14 protein-coding genes are annotated in these 15,241 nt (G+C 70.4%); 3 read left to right on the forward strand and 11 right to left on the reverse strand.

The features are described 5' to 3' along the window. Positions 1-154 precede the first annotated feature (154 nt). The 7 genes from ACFXPK_RS23340 to rpsD all read right to left on the reverse strand — a co-directional run bounded on the left by ACFXPK_RS23340 (position 155) and on the right by rpsD (position 7,733). A complete protein-coding gene (locus tag ACFXPK_RS23340; RefSeq protein ID WP_385078271.1) occupies positions 155-982 on the reverse strand; it encodes a shikimate dehydrogenase in 828 nt (275 codons plus the stop codon). Beyond that, the gene (gene mltG / locus ACFXPK_RS23345; RefSeq protein ID WP_385078274.1) at positions 979-2,826 is read right to left on the reverse strand and encodes an endolytic transglycosylase MltG; all 1,848 of its coding nucleotides are present in this window, start codon (positions 2,824-2,826) and stop codon (positions 979-981) included. The genes ACFXPK_RS23340 and mltG overlap by 4 nt, the downstream gene beginning before the upstream one ends. Before the next feature lie 122 nt (positions 2,827-2,948). Then, positions 2,949-3,413: a Holliday junction resolvase RuvX gene (gene ruvX / locus ACFXPK_RS23350; protein ID WP_385078277.1), complete on the reverse strand. Its 465-nt coding sequence runs from the start codon at positions 3,411-3,413 to the stop codon at positions 2,949-2,951. A 6-nt stretch (positions 3,414-3,419) separates the two neighbouring features. Next, complete coding sequence (gene alaS, locus ACFXPK_RS23355) at positions 3,420-6,089, reverse strand: alanine--tRNA ligase (protein WP_385078280.1); 2,670 nt, start codon at positions 6,087-6,089, stop codon at positions 3,420-3,422. Continuing rightward, on the reverse strand, positions 6,089-6,415 hold the full coding sequence (locus ACFXPK_RS23360) for a DUF6167 family protein (protein ID WP_385004654.1): 327 nt from the start codon (positions 6,413-6,415) through the stop codon (positions 6,089-6,091). Before ACFXPK_RS23360 ends, alaS begins: the two co-directional genes overlap by 1 nt. A gap of 8 nt (positions 6,416-6,423) precedes the next feature. Continuing rightward, complete coding sequence (locus ACFXPK_RS23365; protein ID WP_385078283.1) at positions 6,424-6,870, reverse strand: DUF948 domain-containing protein; 447 nt, start codon at positions 6,868-6,870, stop codon at positions 6,424-6,426. Between the two features lie 248 nt (positions 6,871-7,118). After that, on the reverse strand, positions 7,119-7,733 hold the full coding sequence (rpsD, locus tag ACFXPK_RS23370; RefSeq protein ID WP_114622954.1) for a 30S ribosomal protein S4: 615 nt from the start codon (positions 7,731-7,733) through the stop codon (positions 7,119-7,121). Positions 7,734-7,918: 185 nt separating this feature from the next. Between rpsD and ACFXPK_RS23375 the strand changes: the two genes are divergently transcribed. After that, positions 7,919-8,611 carry a DUF2470 domain-containing protein gene (locus ACFXPK_RS23375; protein WP_385004658.1) on the forward strand — a complete coding sequence of 231 codons (693 nt, stop codon included), beginning with the start codon at positions 7,919-7,921 and terminating at the stop codon, positions 8,609-8,611. 62 nt (positions 8,612-8,673) lie between these two features. Here ACFXPK_RS23375 and ACFXPK_RS23380 read toward each other — a convergent pair whose 3' ends face one another. The 4 genes from ACFXPK_RS23380 to ACFXPK_RS23395 form a co-directional block, all read right to left on the reverse strand. Continuing rightward, the gene (locus tag ACFXPK_RS23380) at positions 8,674-10,029 is read right to left on the reverse strand and encodes a replication-associated recombination protein A (protein ID WP_385004650.1); all 1,356 of its coding nucleotides are present in this window, start codon (positions 10,027-10,029) and stop codon (positions 8,674-8,676) included. A 59-nt stretch (positions 10,030-10,088) separates the two neighbouring features. After that, positions 10,089-10,724, reverse strand: a complete 636-nt coding sequence (locus tag ACFXPK_RS23385) for a vitamin K epoxide reductase family protein (RefSeq protein ID WP_385078286.1) — start codon at positions 10,722-10,724, stop codon at positions 10,089-10,091. Between the two features lie 109 nt (positions 10,725-10,833). Beyond that, on the reverse strand, positions 10,834-12,096 hold the full coding sequence (gene hisS / locus ACFXPK_RS23390; protein ID WP_385004646.1) for a histidine--tRNA ligase: 1,263 nt from the start codon (positions 12,094-12,096) through the stop codon (positions 10,834-10,836). Between the two features lie 13 nt (positions 12,097-12,109). Then, the gene (locus tag ACFXPK_RS23395) at positions 12,110-12,823 is read right to left on the reverse strand and encodes an MBL fold metallo-hydrolase (RefSeq protein WP_385078288.1); all 714 of its coding nucleotides are present in this window, start codon (positions 12,821-12,823) and stop codon (positions 12,110-12,112) included. 203 nt (positions 12,824-13,026) lie between these two features. Here ACFXPK_RS23395 and ACFXPK_RS23400 point away from each other — a divergent pair, with 203 nt between their 5' ends. Together ACFXPK_RS23400 and ACFXPK_RS23405 are read left to right on the forward strand one after the other, a co-directional pair. Then, a complete protein-coding gene (locus ACFXPK_RS23400) occupies positions 13,027-13,818 on the forward strand; it encodes a peptidylprolyl isomerase (protein ID WP_385078291.1) in 792 nt (263 codons plus the stop codon). A 149-nt stretch (positions 13,819-13,967) separates the two neighbouring features. After that, the gene (locus tag ACFXPK_RS23405) at positions 13,968-15,197 is read left to right on the forward strand and encodes a DUF349 domain-containing protein (protein ID WP_385004640.1); all 1,230 of its coding nucleotides are present in this window, start codon (positions 13,968-13,970) and stop codon (positions 15,195-15,197) included. The last annotated feature ends 44 nt before the right edge of the window (positions 15,198-15,241 follow it).

Genomic DNA, 15,241 nt, shown 5'->3' on the forward strand with positions numbered 1-15,241 from the left:
TCACACACCCCGCGCGCGTCGCCCCCCGGCGGCGCTCGGGGGGGGCGCCCCCGGCCCCCCCGGGCGATTTCCCCCCGGGGGTGTTCTCGGGGGGGGTGGGGGGCGGGCGGCCCCCCCCCCCGGCCGCGTGGCCGGTGGTCCGCTCCGTACAGCTTCATCCGAGCGCCGCGACGCCCGCCTTCCGCATCGCGTCGAGCGGCGCGGGCGAGCGGCCCGTCATCATCTCCACCTGGAGCACCGCCTGGTGGACCAGCAGATCGAGCCCGCTCACCAGGGCTCCCCCACGCCGGTCCCAGGCCGCGGCGAGCGCCGTCGGCCAGGGCTCGTACAACACGTCGAAGAGCGTGCCCGCCGCGTCGGGGACCGCGTCGGCGAGGGCGTCGGTGGTGCCCGCCGGGGTGGTGGCGATCACCAGCGGCGCGCCGAGCGCGCGGTCCGCCTCCGCCCAGTCGGCGATCCGGACGTCGACCCCGAGCCGCTCGCCCCAGCCGCGCATCTCGGTGGCACGGGCCTTGCTCCGTACGTACGCGGTGACCGGCCCCGTACAGATACGGGAGAGCGCGGCGACGGCGGACGAGGCGGTCGCACCCGCTCCCAGGATCGCCGCGGACTCCACCTTCTCCACACCGCGTTCCCGCAGGGCGGCGATCATGCCGGGGATGTCGGTGTTGTCACCGGTGCGCCGCCCGTCCTCGCCGAGGACGACGGTGTTCACCGCCTCCACCGCGGCCGCGGTGTCGGTGATCTCGTCCAGCAGCGGGATGACGGCCCGCTTGAGCGGCATGGTCAGCGACAGCCCCGCCCAGGCGGGGTCGCCCCGCAGCCCTTCGAGGAAGCCGGGCAGCCCGGCCTCGTCCACCTCGAACCGGTCGTACGTCCACTGGCTCAGCCCCAGCTCTCCGTACGCCGCGCGGTGCAGCGCCGGGGAGAGGGAGTGAGCGATGGGCGATCCGAGGACCGCCGCCCGCCGATGTTCCGTCACGGTTTCTTGCTTTCCCTCTCGTACTCCTGGCGGTTCGCCTCGTGCTCCTCGTTGGTGACGGCGAAGAGCGTCTTGTCCGAGGTCACCGAGACGAAGTAGTACCAGGGGCCTTCCGCCGGGTTGATCGCCGAGTGCAGGGCGTCGGCGCCCGGGTTGCCGATGGGACCGGGCGGCAGGCCCTTGATGTCGTAGGTGTTGTACGGGTCCTTGATCTTGCGGAGGTTGTCGACCGCACCGAGATCCAGCCTGCTCTGGGCCTTGATGTAGTTGACGGTGGAGTCGAACTCCAGCCGCCCGACGGTCTCCGTGTTCTCCGGCTGGAGGCGGTTGTAGACGACACGCGCGACCTTGTCGAAGTCGTGCTTGTACTTGCCCTCCGCCTGCACGAGGCTCGCGATGGTGACCAGTTGGAGCGGCGACTTCAGCTTCAGCTTCTTCGCCTCGTTCTCGATGTCCTGCTTCTCGTACTCGGCGCTGGCCCGGGCGACCATCTTCTTGAGGACGGTCTCCGGTTTCGTGCCCTTCGCGACCGGGTAGCTGGCCGGGAAGAGGAAGCCTTCCAGCGGATCCTTTATGTCGCTGCTGTCGTTCGCCCATTTCGGCAGACCCAGGTTCTTCGCCTGCGCCTTCGCGACGGCAGCGGTCTCGCCGTTCTTGAGTCCGAGCCGTTTGTCGATCTGCGCGTAGACGAATTCGTTGCGCTTGCCCTCGGGGAAGATCAGCGCGTTTCTGCTGGTCGGGCTGAGCATCTTCGTGACGGCATTCCGCGCGGACATCTCCTTGCCGAGAATGTAGACGCCCGCCTGAATGGTATTTCCCTTGGGATTCTGGTTCTGCGCGGCGACAAAGGCGCGCTGACTCTTGACCACGCCCTTCTTCACCAGAATGGCACCGATCTCGTATCCGCCGGCCCCCGAGGGAATTTCCACCTCGATATCGCCGCTGCCCGCGCCCGCGTAATCCGGCGGCGGACCGAACTTGCTCTGCCAGAACTGGTAGCCGACATAGCCGATACCACCGGCGCCGCCGAGGAAGACCACGGCGACGACGAGGCAGGCGGTGCCGTTGCGGCTCTTCTTCTTCGTCTTGCCGCGGCGCTCACGGCCGGCGCCGCCGCGGCCCGAGCCCGGATCGTCGTCGTCCTTGTCGCCGCCCTCACCGGTGAAGAAGGGGTGCGTCTCCTTCTCCGGCGCGTCCTCGGCCGCCTCCGTGTCCGGTTCCGCCTGGGGCTCCGGCTCGGCCTGGCGCCTGCCAGGGGGCTGTGGCGGCGGGTACGCGTCGGGGGTGCCGTACTGGTCGTGGTTCTCCGCGTAGGTGCCGTACTCGCCCGCGTAGGGGGCCGAGGAGTTCGCTCCGTACGGCATCTCGGCCTGCTGGCCGTTGTCCCAACCGCTGTTGTACTGCGGGTCGTTGTACTGGGGATCGCCGTACTGCGGCGGGGACTGGCGCGTCGCGTACTGCTGCTCCGCGTACTGCTGGTGGGCCTGCTGCTGATGGCCTTGCTGCTGGTGGCCTTGCTGCTGGTGGGGCTGGTGCTGCACCTGCTGCTGATGGTGCTGCTGCGGTGTCCCGTACTGCTGGTCGCCGTACTGCTGAGCACCGTACTCGGGCTGCCCGCCCTGGTACTGGGGGTGCTGCGGCTGCTGCTGGTACTGCTGTTGGTACGGGTCCTGGACCGCCCCGTACTGCGCGTGGGCCTGCGGCTGCTGCGGGTACTGCTGCTGGCCTCCGTAGGAGGAGCCGCTGCCGTCGGTGGCCTGCTGTGCCGCCCACCCCGAGTCCCCGTACAGAGGGTCCCCAGGGTGCCACGGTTCGGAGCCCGGGCCCCGGCCATAGTCAGTCATCGATCCCCTTGAGCCGCGAGGCGTGACCGCTGAGCGCAGTGGCACGGCGTCCGTTTCGCCTCTTTGCTGTGCGGCGGCTGTTCGAACACCGCCGCATCGCGCGGAACGTTACCGTACCGCGATCAGATGACCACTTCGACGCTCTCGCCGGGAGGATTACCTGATACACGTTCGGCCTCCAGCGCGCTCTGGAGGATGACAACTGCCGCCACCTGGTCGATGACGGACCGGCCTTTCTTGGACTTGACGCCCGAAGCGCGCAGTCCCTGGCTGGCCGTCACTGTGCTCATTCGCTCATCGACCAGTCGTACCGGCAACGGTGCGACCCCTCGTGCCAGTTCCTGAACGAACACACGTACCTTCGCGGCGGCGGGCCCCTCGCCCCCGTTGAGGGAGCGAGGCAGCCCGACCAGCACTTCGATGGGTTCGTACTCCTCGACGATCTGCCGCAGCCGCCGGTGGGCGGCCGGGACATCGCGTCCCGGCACGGTCTCCACCGGCGTGGCGAGGATCCCGTCGGGGTCGCACGAGGCGACCCCGATCCGGGCGTCCCCGACGTCGATCGCGAGCCGCCGTCCCCGCCTCATCCGGCGTCAGGCCGTTTCGGCGACGAGGCGCTCGACGGCGGCCACGGCGTCCCCGATGGCCTCCGGGTTCTGGCCACCGCCCTGGGCGAGGTCCGGCTTGCCGCCCCCGCCGCCGCCGAGGGTCTTGGCGGCGGTACGCACCAGGTCACCGGCCTTGAGCCCGCGTGCACGGGCGGCCTCGTTGGTGGCGATGACCGTCAGCGGACGGCCGCCCGCCGTGGTGAACAGGGCGACGACCACCGGCCGGTCGCCGCTGATACGGCCGCGTACGTCGAGGACCAGCTTGCGCAGGTCGTCGGCCGAGGTGCCGTCCGGGACCTGCCCGGTGACCAGGGCCGTCCCGCGTACGTCCTTGGCGGAGCTGGCCAGTCCGGCGGCGGCGGCGAGCACCTTCTCCGCGCGGAACTTCTCGATCTCCTTCTCGGCGTCCTTCAGCTTGCCGAGCATCCCGGCGATCTTCTCGGGCAGCTCCTCGGAACGGCCCTTGACCAGCTCCTGGAGCTGGGCGACGACGGTGTGCTCCTTGGCGAGGAAGCTGTACGCGTCCACACCGACCAGGGCCTCGATACGCCGTACCCCGGAGCCGATGGACGACTCGCCGAGCAGCTTCACCAGCCCGAGCTGGGCGGTGTTGTGGACGTGCGTACCGCCGCACAGCTCCTTGGAGAAGTCGCCGATGGTGACGACACGGACCCGCTCGCCGTACTTCTCGCCGAACTCGGCGATGGCGCCCTGCTTCTTGGCCTCGTCGATCGACATGACCTCGGCCTGGACGTCCAGCTCCCGGGCGAGCACCTCGTTGATCTTCTGCTCGACGTCCAGGAGCACCGTGCCGGGTACGGCGGCGGGCGAGCCGAAGTCGAAGCGGAAGCGGCCCGGGGAGTTCTCGGAGCCGGCCTGGGCGGCCGTCGGGCCGAGGGCGTCGCGCAGGGCCTGGTGCGTGAGGTGGGTGGCGCTGTGGGCGCGGGCGATGGCCCGGCGGCGGGTCAGATCGATGGCGGCGTACGCGGAGGCGCCCACCGTCACCTCGCCGACCTGCACCGTTCCCTTGTGCACGGAGACACCCGGGACCGGCTGCTGGACATCGCGGATCTGGACGACGGCGCCGCTGTCGAGCCGGATCCGGCCCTGGTCGGCGAGCTGGCCGCCGCCCTCGGCGTAGAACGGTGTGCGGTCGAGGACGATCTCGACGTCGTCGCCCTCGGTGGCGGCCGGCGAGGGCACCCCGTCGACCAGCAGGCCGACGACGGTCGACTCGCCCTCGGTGGCGGTGTAGCCGGTGAACTCGGTGGAACCGCTGGTGTCCGCGACCGAGCGGTAGGCGGAGAGGTCGGCGTGGCCGGACTTCTTGGCCTTGGCATCGGCCTTGGCCCGCTCCCGCTGCTCCTTCATGAGCCGCCGGAAGCCGTCCTCGTCCACGGAGAGGCCCTGCTCCGAGGCCATCTCCAGGGTGAGGTCGATGGGGAAGCCCCAGGTGTCGTGGAGCAGGAACGCCTTGTCGCCGGGGAGCACCCGGCCGCCGGCGGCCTTGGTCTCGGTGACGGCGGTGTCGAGGATGTTCGTGCCGCCCTTGAGGGCCTTGAGGAAGGCGGCCTCCTCGGCGAGGGCCACGGTCTCGATGCGCTTGCGGTCGGTCACCAGCTCCGGGTACTGCTCGCCCATGGTCCTGATGACCACGTCGACCAGCGCGGCGACGACCGGCTCCGTGGCGCCGAGGAGACGCATGTTGCGGATGGCGCGGCGCATGATGCGGCGCAGGACGTAGCCGCGTCCCTCGTTGCCGGGGGTGACGCCGTCCCCGATGAGCATCGTGGAGGTGCGGATGTGGTCGGCGACCACCCGCAGCGAGACGTCGGAGCCGTGGTCGGCGCCGTACCGTACGCCCGTCAGCTCGGTGGCCTTGTCCATGACGACCCGCAGGGTGTCGGTCTCGTACATGTTCTGTACGCCCTGGAGGATCATGGCGAGACGTTCGAGGCCGAGGCCGGTGTCGATGTTCTTGGAGGGCAGCTCGCCGAGGATCGGGAAGTCGTCCTTGCCCTCGCCGGGGCCGCGCTCGAACTGCATGAAGACCAGGTTCCAGATCTCCACGTACCGCTCGTCGTTGACGGCGGGGCCGCCCTCGACGCCGAACTCGGGGCCCCGGTCGTAGTTGATCTCCGAGCAGGGGCCGCAGGGGCCCGGCACGCCCATGGACCAGTAGTTGTCCTTCTTGCCGAGGCGCTGGATGCGCTCGGCGGGGACGCCGATCTTCTCGCGCCAGATCTGCTCGGCCTCGTCGTCGTCCAGGTAGACGGTGACCCACAGGCGCTCCGGGTCGAGTCCGTAGCCGCCGTCCGCCACGGAGCTGGTCAGCAGCTCCCAGGCGAGGGTGATGGCGCCTTCCTTGAAGTAGTCGCCGAAGGAGAAGTTCCCGCACATCTGGAAGAACGTGCCGTGCCGGGTGGTCTTGCCGACCTCTTCGATGTCCGGGGTACGGACGCACTTCTGCACGCTGGTGGCACGGGCGTACGGCGGCTTGACCTCGCCGAGGAAGTACGGCTTGAAGGGCACCATGCCCGCCGGGACCAGCAGCAGAGTCGGGTCGTCCGCGATGAGCGACGCCGAAGGGACGACGGTGTGACCGCGCTCCTCGAAGAAGCTCAGCCAGCGGCGACGAATTTCAGCCGACTCCATCAGTGGTCCTCATTCCGGTTGTGCGAGTTGTAGGGGTGCGTGGTCCGGGGGCGGTCGATCGCGGCGAGCCGCCGCGGGGCGGGCAGCGCGTGGTCCGCGGGTGCGTCCAGGCCCAGTGCCTCGCCCAGTTCGGCCTCGCGCCGCACCATGGAGGAGCGGACGTCGACGGCGAACTCCCTGACCTTGTGCCCGGCGTCGATCGCCTTGTTCGCCGCCTGGGCGGCGAGGCTCTCCGGGGTGAGCTGCTTGAGCTTGCGGTTGACCTTGGCGGTGGCCCAGACGCCGGCGGCGGCGCCCGCGGTGAACCAGAACGTACGGCGGAACATCGCTGCGGTCAGCCCTTCTTCTTCCGGAACCGGCCGGCGGGGAGCGTACGGCCGACGACGACCGTACGGCGGGTGGCCCGCTCCGCGGGCTCGTTCCCGGCGCCCGGCGCGCCCCGGCGTCCCATCGCCTGGCGCACGCCGTAGCCGAACGCCGCGACCTTGACGAGGGGACCGCCGAACGTCGAGGCGACCGTGGTGGAGAGCGCCGAGGCGTTGGAGGTCACTTCCTGGACGTCCGACGCGATGGCGTCGACCCGGTCGAGCTGGGTCTGCGCGGAGCGGACCGTCGCGGAGGCGTCCGACAGCAGGGGGACGGCCTGTTCGGTGACGTCCGCCACCAGCCGGGTGGTCGCCTTGAGCGTCTGCGCCAGTCTCACCAGCACCACGGCCAGGAAGGAGACCAGGATGGCCCAGAACACGGCCACCAGGATTCCGGCAACCTCTCCACCGGTCACGCCGCACCGCTCCCTGATCGTCGAAGGTCACTGAACAGAAGTCACTGAACAACTGAGAAGTCGTCCTCCGAGCCTATCGCGCCGGGGACCCGGCCCCGTACCGGATTAGCGGTGTGCGGGGCGGTTGCGGGGCGGTTGCGGGGCGGTTGCGGGGCGGCCGGAGGAGCCACGCGAAAGCCCGCCGGCTCTCCGGCCTCGGAGGGCGGGGAGACGGCGGGCTGAAGCGTGGTGGAGCTACCGCGTCCGGGTCAGCGGGCGTAGTACTCGACGACGAGCTGCTCGTCGCAGATGACCGGGATTTCCTTGCGGTTCGGGTCGCGGTCCAGGCGGAACGCCAGCGCCTTCAGGTTGACCTGGAGGTAGCGCGGGGTCTCGCCGTCCGTGTCGTAGCCACCCTCGCGGGCGACCTGGAAGGGGACCTTGTCGCGGCTGCGCTCGCGGACCATCACGACGTCGTCGGGACGGACGCGGAACGACGGCTTGTCGACCTTGCCACCGTTGACCTCGATGTGGCCGTGCACGACCATCTGACGGGCCTGGTAGATGGTGCGGGCGATGCCCGACCGCAGGACGAGCGCGTCGAGACGGCGCTCCAGCTCGACGACCAGGGCCTCGCCCGTCTTGCCGCCGGCCTTCTTGGCGCGGTCGTAGGCGCGGGCCATCTGGCGCTCGCTGATGTCGTACTGGGCGCGCAGGCGCTGCTTCTCCAGCAGACGGACCTTGTAGTCACTGTTCTGCTTGCGTCCACGACCGTGCTCACCCGGCGGGTAAGGACGGGCCTCGAAGTACTTGACCGCCTTGGGCGTCAGCGCGATACCGAGCGCACGCGACTTCTTGACCTTGGGACGCGACTGGTTAGGCACGTTCTCCAGACCTCCGTTGTAGGTTAGGTTAGGCTCACCTTACTAAAGGAGATCGCATGTCTCGCCCTGGGAACACCACGCGCATCACGGACATCACAGACAAGCTCGGCGCGGAGAGCGACGAATCGACGGAGGTCCGATCAGCTCATGGTCAGCCGCGTCCCAGCGGGCTTGAAATCGACCGGATGCCGTCAGCAGCCGAACGCACACGAACTCTCGTACAGGGTACATGCTCGGCGGTGCTGCTCATCCCGGGCCTCGACGGGGCCAAGCCCTACCAGCTCATGCCCGACGTACGGTCCGTCGGCCCGGACGGCGAGGTGTTCCTCGTCTTCCCCTCGGACTCCCCGGCGGTACGGGCCGCCACCCACGCGCAGGACGACGAACTCAACGCGGTGCTGGAGCTGACGGACGTGGCGCCCGTCTCCGTACCCCACCGTATCCGCGGCCGGGCCTGGCTCTCCGGTTGGCTCACCCGCGAACCCGGCCTGGCCGACGCCGGCCGGATGACGCTGCGCCTGGAGATCGGCGAGGCGTGCGTGGACGACCTCTGGGGCGCCGAGTCCGTGGAGCCCGAGGACTTCGTGCGGGCGGCCCCCGACCCGCTGGTCGAGCACGAGGCGGAGCTGTTGCAGCACCTGCACTCCGCGCACAGCGCCGAGGTGCAGTCCCTGCGCCAACTGCTCGGCGAGCGGACCGCGTCCACCTCCGCCTCCGGGACCGCGGCCGTACCGGTCGGGATCGACCGCTTCGGGCTGCGGGTGCGCTTCACCGGTGTGCAGTGCTTCGACGCCCGCTTCGACTTCCCCGAGCCGGTACGGAACGTCAACGAGCTGCGCTACGCGATGCACACGCTCTTCGACGCCGCGGCCCGGTAACGCGGCGCCGCACGGCCTCGCACGGCGGGGAGCCACCGGGGGGGAGGCCGACCGTGCCCGGGTCAGCCGGAGTCGCCGCGCAGCCGCTCGCGCACCTTGTCGACCACGTCCGCGTAGCGCGCTTCCGCGCCGTACCGCGTGGGCTCGTAGTAACGCTTGTCACGCACCGCCTCCGGCGCGTACTGCTGGGCCGCGATCCCGCCCGGGACGTCGTGCGGATAGATGTAGCCCTGGGCATGGCCGAGCTTGGCCGCGCCCTTGTAGTGGCCGTCCCGCAGATGCGCGGGGACCTGCCCCGTCAGCCCCTTCTTCACATCTTCCAGCGCCGCGTAGACCGCCATCGTGGCGGCGTTGGACTTGGGGGCGAGGGCCAGCGCGATGGTGGCGTGGCTGAGGGTGATGGCCGCCTCGGGGAAGCCGATCATGGCCACGGCCTGGGCGGCGGCGACCGCGATCGGCAGCGCCGTCGGATCGGCCAGCCCGATGTCCTCGCTCGCCGAGATCATCAGCCGTCTCGCGATGAACCGGGGGTCCTCCCCCGCGTCGATCATCCGGGCCAGGTAGTGCAGCGCCGCGTCGACGTCGGAGCCGCGGATCGACTTGATCAGGGCGCTCGCCACGTCGTAGTGCTGGTCGCCGTCCTTGTCGTACATCACCGCCGCGCGGTCGACGGTCTCCTCCACGGTCAGGAGCGTGATCTCCCGCTCGCTCTTGGCGAGCGCGGCGCCGGCCGCCGCCTCCAGCGCGGTCAGCGCCCGCCGGGCGTCACCGCCCGCGACGCGCAGCAGATGCGCCTCGGCGTCCTCGGGCAGGGTGACCGCGCCCCCGAGACCGCGCTCCTCGGTGAGCGCCCGCCGCAGCAGGGCGCTCAGGTCCTCGTCCGTGAGCGGCTCCAGCGTGAGCAGCAGGGAGCGGGAGAGCAGCGGGGAGATCACCGAGAAGTACGGGTTCTCCGTGGTGGCGGCGATCAGCGTCACCCAGCGGTTCTCCACCGCGGGGAGCAGGGAGTCCTGCTGGGCCTTGCTGAAGCGGTGGATCTCGTCGAGGAAGAGGACCGTCTCCTTGCCGAAGCCGCCGGAGGCGCGCCGCGCCCCGTCGATGACGGCCCTGACCTCCTTGACGCCCGCGGTGATCGCCGACAGCTCGACGAAGCGCTTGTTGGTGGCCTTGGAGACGACGTACGCGAGGGTCGTCTTGCCGGTTCCCGGCGGGCCCCAGAGGATGACCGACGAGGGGCCGGCGGGGCCGCCGCTACCCTCGCCCACCAGACGTCGCAGCGGGGATCCCGGCTTCAGCAGATGCCTCTGGCCGACGACCTCGTCGAGGACGCGGGGGCGCATCCGGACGGCCAGCGGGCTGGCGGTCGGGTCCTTCTCCTGGCGGTCTTCCGCGGCGGCGGTAAAGAGGTCGGGCTCCACGGGTGAAGCCTATGCCCCGCCACTGACAGCGCCGTCCCGCCCGGGGCGGGAGGGGGCGGTCAGCTCGTCCAGAAGTCCCACCAGCGCGTCAGGATGAGCATGCCGATGATCCCGATGTGCAGCGCGGGCAGGACCCAGGTGAACTCGGCGAGGAAGCCGCGCAGCCAGCCGGGGGCGGGCAGCACCCCGGTACGGACGTTGTGCGCGGTGACGTACCAGAACATCAGGATCGTGGCGGCCCAGGCCAGACAGCACCAGAGGCAGAGCGAGTTGATGCTGTACAGCGACTGGTACTGGAGCCAGGTGCAGAACCCGACGCCGAAGAGCGTCCCCGCGTTCAGCCCCAGCCAGAACCAGCCGCGGTAGCGGGCCCCGGCGAGCAGTCCCATCCCGATGGCGATGACCACGGAGTAGGCGGCGAGGCCGAGCATCGGGTTGGGGAAGCCGAAGACCGACGCCTGGGCGCTCTTCATGATGTTGCCGCAGGAGACGACCGGGTTCAGGCTGCATCCCGGCGTGAAGTTCGGGTCCTCCAGCAGCTTGAACTTGTCGATCGTGATCACCCACGCGGCCAGCAGCCCCGCGGCCCCCGTGATCACCAGGAGCAGGGCCAGCGCCCGTCCGCCGCCGACCGTGCCGGGGACCTTCCCGTCCTCCCGGTCGGAGGAGACGTCGTCAACCGCTGCACTCGTCATATCGCCGTTCCATCGCTGAGGGGCCTGTACGGGCAGGCTCATTCTGCCGTACAGGCTCCCGCGACCGGCGTTCGCCGGGGATAAAGGCCCCGCGGGAGGAGCGCGGCGCTCAGCCGAGCCGCCGGGTCACCTCGGCCACCAGGGTGTCGAGCGCGATCGCCGTCTGCTCGCCGCTCTCCATGTCCTTGAGCTGGGCCACGCCCTCGGCGAGGTCGCGCTCCCCGGCTACGAGCGTGTAGCGCGCGCCCGACCGGTTCGCGGACTTCATGGCGCCCTTGAGGCCCCGGCCGCCGAACGCGAAGTCCGTCGCGACACCCGCCGCGCGCAGCTCCGTGACGACGCCGAAGAGCTTCCGGCGCGCCTCCTCGCCGAGCGGAATCGCGTACACGCTGGTGGCCGGCGGGATGTCCAGCTCGATGGACTCGGCCTCCAGGGCCAGGACCGTACGGTCCACGCCGAGCGCCCAGCCGACCGACGGGAGGGCGGGGCCGCCGAGCATCTCGGAGAGGCCGTCGTACCGGCCGCCGCCGCCGACCGCGGACTGCGCGCCGAGGCCGTCGTGGACGAACTCGAACGTGGTGCGCGTGTAGTAGTCGAGGCCGCGGACGAGCTTCTCGTCGTCCTCGAAGGCGACGCCCTGGACGGTCAGCAGCTCGCGTACCTCCTCGTGGTACGCCTTGCACGCGTCGCACAGGTAGTCGCGCAGCATCGGCGCCCCGACGAGCTGCTTCTGGACCTCGGCGCGCTTGTCGTCGAGGACCCGCAGCGGGTTGATCTCGATCCGGCGGCGCGTCTCCTCGTCCAGGTCCAGTCCGCGCAGGAACCCCTGAAGGGCCTCGCGGTAGACGGGACGGCACTCCTTGTCGCCCAGCGAGTTGAGGAGGATGCGGAAGTTCCGCAGGCCCAGCGAGCGGTAGGCCTGGTCGGCCAGGACGATCAGTTCGGCGTCGAGCGCCGGGTCCTCGACGCCGATCGCCTCGGCGCCGACCTGCGAGAAGTGACGGTAGCGGCCCTTCTGCGGGCGCTCGTAGCGGTAGTACGAGCCGGAGTACCAGAGCTTGACGGGCAGGTTGCCGGCCTTGTGGAGGTTGGCCTCCAGGGCGGCGCGCAGGACGGAGGCGGTGCCTTCGGGGCGCAGCGCCAGCTTGTCGCCGCCCTTGGTCTCGAAGGCGTACATCTCCTTGGAGACGATGTCGGTGGACTCGCCGACCCCGCGGGCGAACAGCTCGACGTTCTCGAATCCGGGCGTCTCGACGTAGCCGTAGCCGGAGTTCCTCAGCGGCGCGGCGATCGCCTCGCGTACGGCGAGGAAGGTCGCCGAGACGGGCGGGATCAGGTCGTAGGTGCCCTTGGGTGCCTGAAAAGTGCTCATGGAGATCGGTGTTTCACATTCCTCGTCGCGGAGCGGCGTGCGTGCCGTCTCCCTGGCCGGTGGCCACATCCCGGAGATACGGGTTGGTGGCGCGCTCCCGGCCGATGGTCGTCTGGGGGCCGTGGCCGGAGAGCACCACGGTCGAGTCGTCGAGCGGCAGGCACACGCGGCCCAGCGACGCCAGGATCTCGGCGTGGTCACCGCCGGGCAGGTCGGTGCGTCCGATGGAGCCGGCGAAGAGCAGATCGCCCGAGAAGAGGACCGGCGGAATGTCCGCGGCCTCGGGCATCGCGAAGGTCACCGACCCCTTCGTATGGCCCGGCGCGTGGGCGACGGTGAACTCCAGGCCCGCCAGCGCCAGCCCGGACCCGTCGGTCAGCTCCCGCAGGTCGTCCGGCTCGCCGACGGTCAGCTCGCCCATGAGCGGCATCCCGATCGAGCGGCCGAGGGCCTTCTCCGGGTCGCTCATCATGTAGCGGTCGGCGGGGTGGATCCACGCCGGTACGTCGTGCGCGCCGCACACCGGGACCACGGAGGCCACATGGTCGATGTGGCCGTGGGTGAGGATGACGGCGACGGGCTTGAGACGGTGCTTCCTGACCGCTTCCTCGACACCCTGGGCGGCCTGGTGGCCGGGGTCGATGATCACGCACTCCTCACCCGCGGCGGGGGCGACCAGATAGCAATTGGTCCCCCAGGCTCCGGCGGGGAACCCGGCAATGAGCACGATCGTCCTTATATGTCGTCCGGCGCGCGTGGTCCGGCGGGGAATGCGGCTGTTCGGAGAGGATACCGGCGCTCCTCATTCCACAGCCAACCCATATACCGTACGCATCTGGTGCCCCTCCCGGAAAGGTTTGCCCGGTCGTGGCACTGGTCAGGCCGGATGGGACCGAACAGGATCACACACAGACACGAGGAGTGGACCCGGTGGTCAAGAGCGATCAGCGGCGGCGGCAGCTCGCCAGGGAGAAGTTCGAGCGCCAGCAGCAGCGGCGGGTTGAGGCCCGGCAGAAGGCGAAGCGGCGTAACGCGATCATCGCTTCCGTGCTGGCCGTGGTGGTGCTCGCGGGAGGCGCGGCGTACTTCTCCATCGGTCTGAGCGACGGCGACGGCGCGAAGGACGACGCGGCGGCGGAGGCGAACCCGTCGGCGTCGCCCTCGGAGAGCGAGAGCGCCGAGCCCGAGCCGAAGATGACCATCGACAAGAACGCGAAGTACACGCTGGGCCTGAAGACGAGCCAGGGTGACATCGGGATCGCCATGGACGCGAAGAAGACACCGCACACGGTGAACTCCTTCAAGGCGCTCGCCGACAAGGGGTACTTCGACGACACGAAGTGTCACCGGCTGACCACCGAGGGGATCTTCGTGCTCCAGTGCGGTGACCCGAAGGGTGACGGCACCGGCGGCCCCGGTTACACGATCGAGGACGAGAACCTGACGGCGCTCGGCAAGGCCGGCGCGGACGGCAGCGTGACCTACCCGGCGGGCACGGTCGCCATGGCCAACACCGGCCAGCCGCACACCGGCGGCAGCCAGTTCTTCCTGGTCTACAAGGACACCAAACTGCCGCCCAGCTACACCCCGTTCGGGACCATGGACGAGGCCGGGCTGAAGACGGTGGAAGCCGTGGGCAAGGCCGGCGTCGAGGGCGGGGCGGGCGACGGTGCGCCGAAGAAGACCGTCACCGTGGAGAAGGTCACGGTCGACAAGGCGTGACCCTGTGAATTTCGGCCGCGCTGAGTGCGGACAGCCGGGCGGCCGGTCGCCTAGATTGGCGTTGTGCAGGGCGGGCGCAGCCCGTCCCAGGAACTGTGGATGATGCCCGGGGGCCATTCCCCTCACGGGCATCAGGTGGAGGAGGCGCTGTGAGCAGCGACCCGTGGGGCCGCGTCGACGAGACGGGCACCGTGTACGTGCGGACGGCCGAGGGCGAGCAGGTCGTCGGATCGTGGCAGGCAGGCTCTCCGGAGGAGGCTCTGGCCTATTTCGAGCGCAAGTACGAGGGCCTGGTTGTCGAGATCGGCCTCCTTGAGCGGCGGGTGAGGACCACCGACCTGTCCGCGAAGGACGCGACGACGGCCATCGACCATCTGCGCGGGCAGGTGGACGAGCACCACGCCGTCGGCGATCTCGACGCGCTCCGTACCCGGCTCGACGCGCTGGTCGCCACCGTCGATGCGCGCCGCGAGGAGCGCAAGGTGCAGCGGGCCAAGCAGACCGACGAGGCGCGTCACGCCAAGGAGGCGCTGGTCACCGAGGCGGAGGAGCTGGCGCAGAGCGACCAGTGGCGGTCGGCCGGTGAGCGGCTGCGGGCGCTGGTGGACATCTGGAAGGGCCTGCCCAGGCTGGACCGGAAGTCCGACGACGAGCTGTGGCACCGCTTCTCGCACGCGCGCTCGGCGTTCTCCAAGCGGCGCAAGGCGCACTTCGCGGCGCTCGACGCGCAGCGCGAGGAGGCCCGTAAGGCCAAGGAGAAGCTGGTCGCCGAGGCGGAGTCGCTCTCCGGCTCCACCGACTGGGGCGGTACGGCCGCGCGCTACCGCGAGCTGATGACGGACTGGAAGGCGGCGGGCCGCGCGCAGCGCGAGGCCGAGGACGAGCTGTGGAACCGCTTCCGCGGTGCGCAGGACGTCTTCTTCGCGGCGCGGGGTGAGGTCTTCGCCGAGCGCGACGCCGAGCAGTCGGAGAATCTGAAGCTCAAGGAGGAGCTGGCGGTCGAGGCCGAGCGGCTGGTGCCGGTCACGGACCTCAAGGCGGCCCGGGCCGCCTTCCGCGCGCTGAACGAGCGCTGGGAGGCCGTCGGGCACGTACCGCGCGACGCGAGGCCCAAGGTCGAGGCCCGGATGCACGCGGTGGAGCGGGCGCTCCAGGAGTCCGAGGAGAACGAGTGGCGCCGGACGAACCCGGAGGCCCGTGCGCGGGCCGCGGGTCTGACGGGGCAGCTCCAGGCGGCCGTCGACAAGCTGCGCAAGCAGATCGACACGGCGCGCGCGGCGGGCAACAACGCGAAGGCCGACAAGCTGGCCCGGGAGCTGGAGGGACGGCAGGCGCTGCTGGACCAGGCGCTCAAGGGCCTTCAGGAGTTCGGCGGCTGAGACCGGGCGACACGGTCAGCGGGCGGCCCGGCGGTGGATTCCAC

This window comes from Streptomyces sp. NPDC059142, assembly GCF_042755665.1.
Lineage (GTDB): Bacteria > Actinomycetota > Actinomycetes > Streptomycetales > Streptomycetaceae > Streptomyces.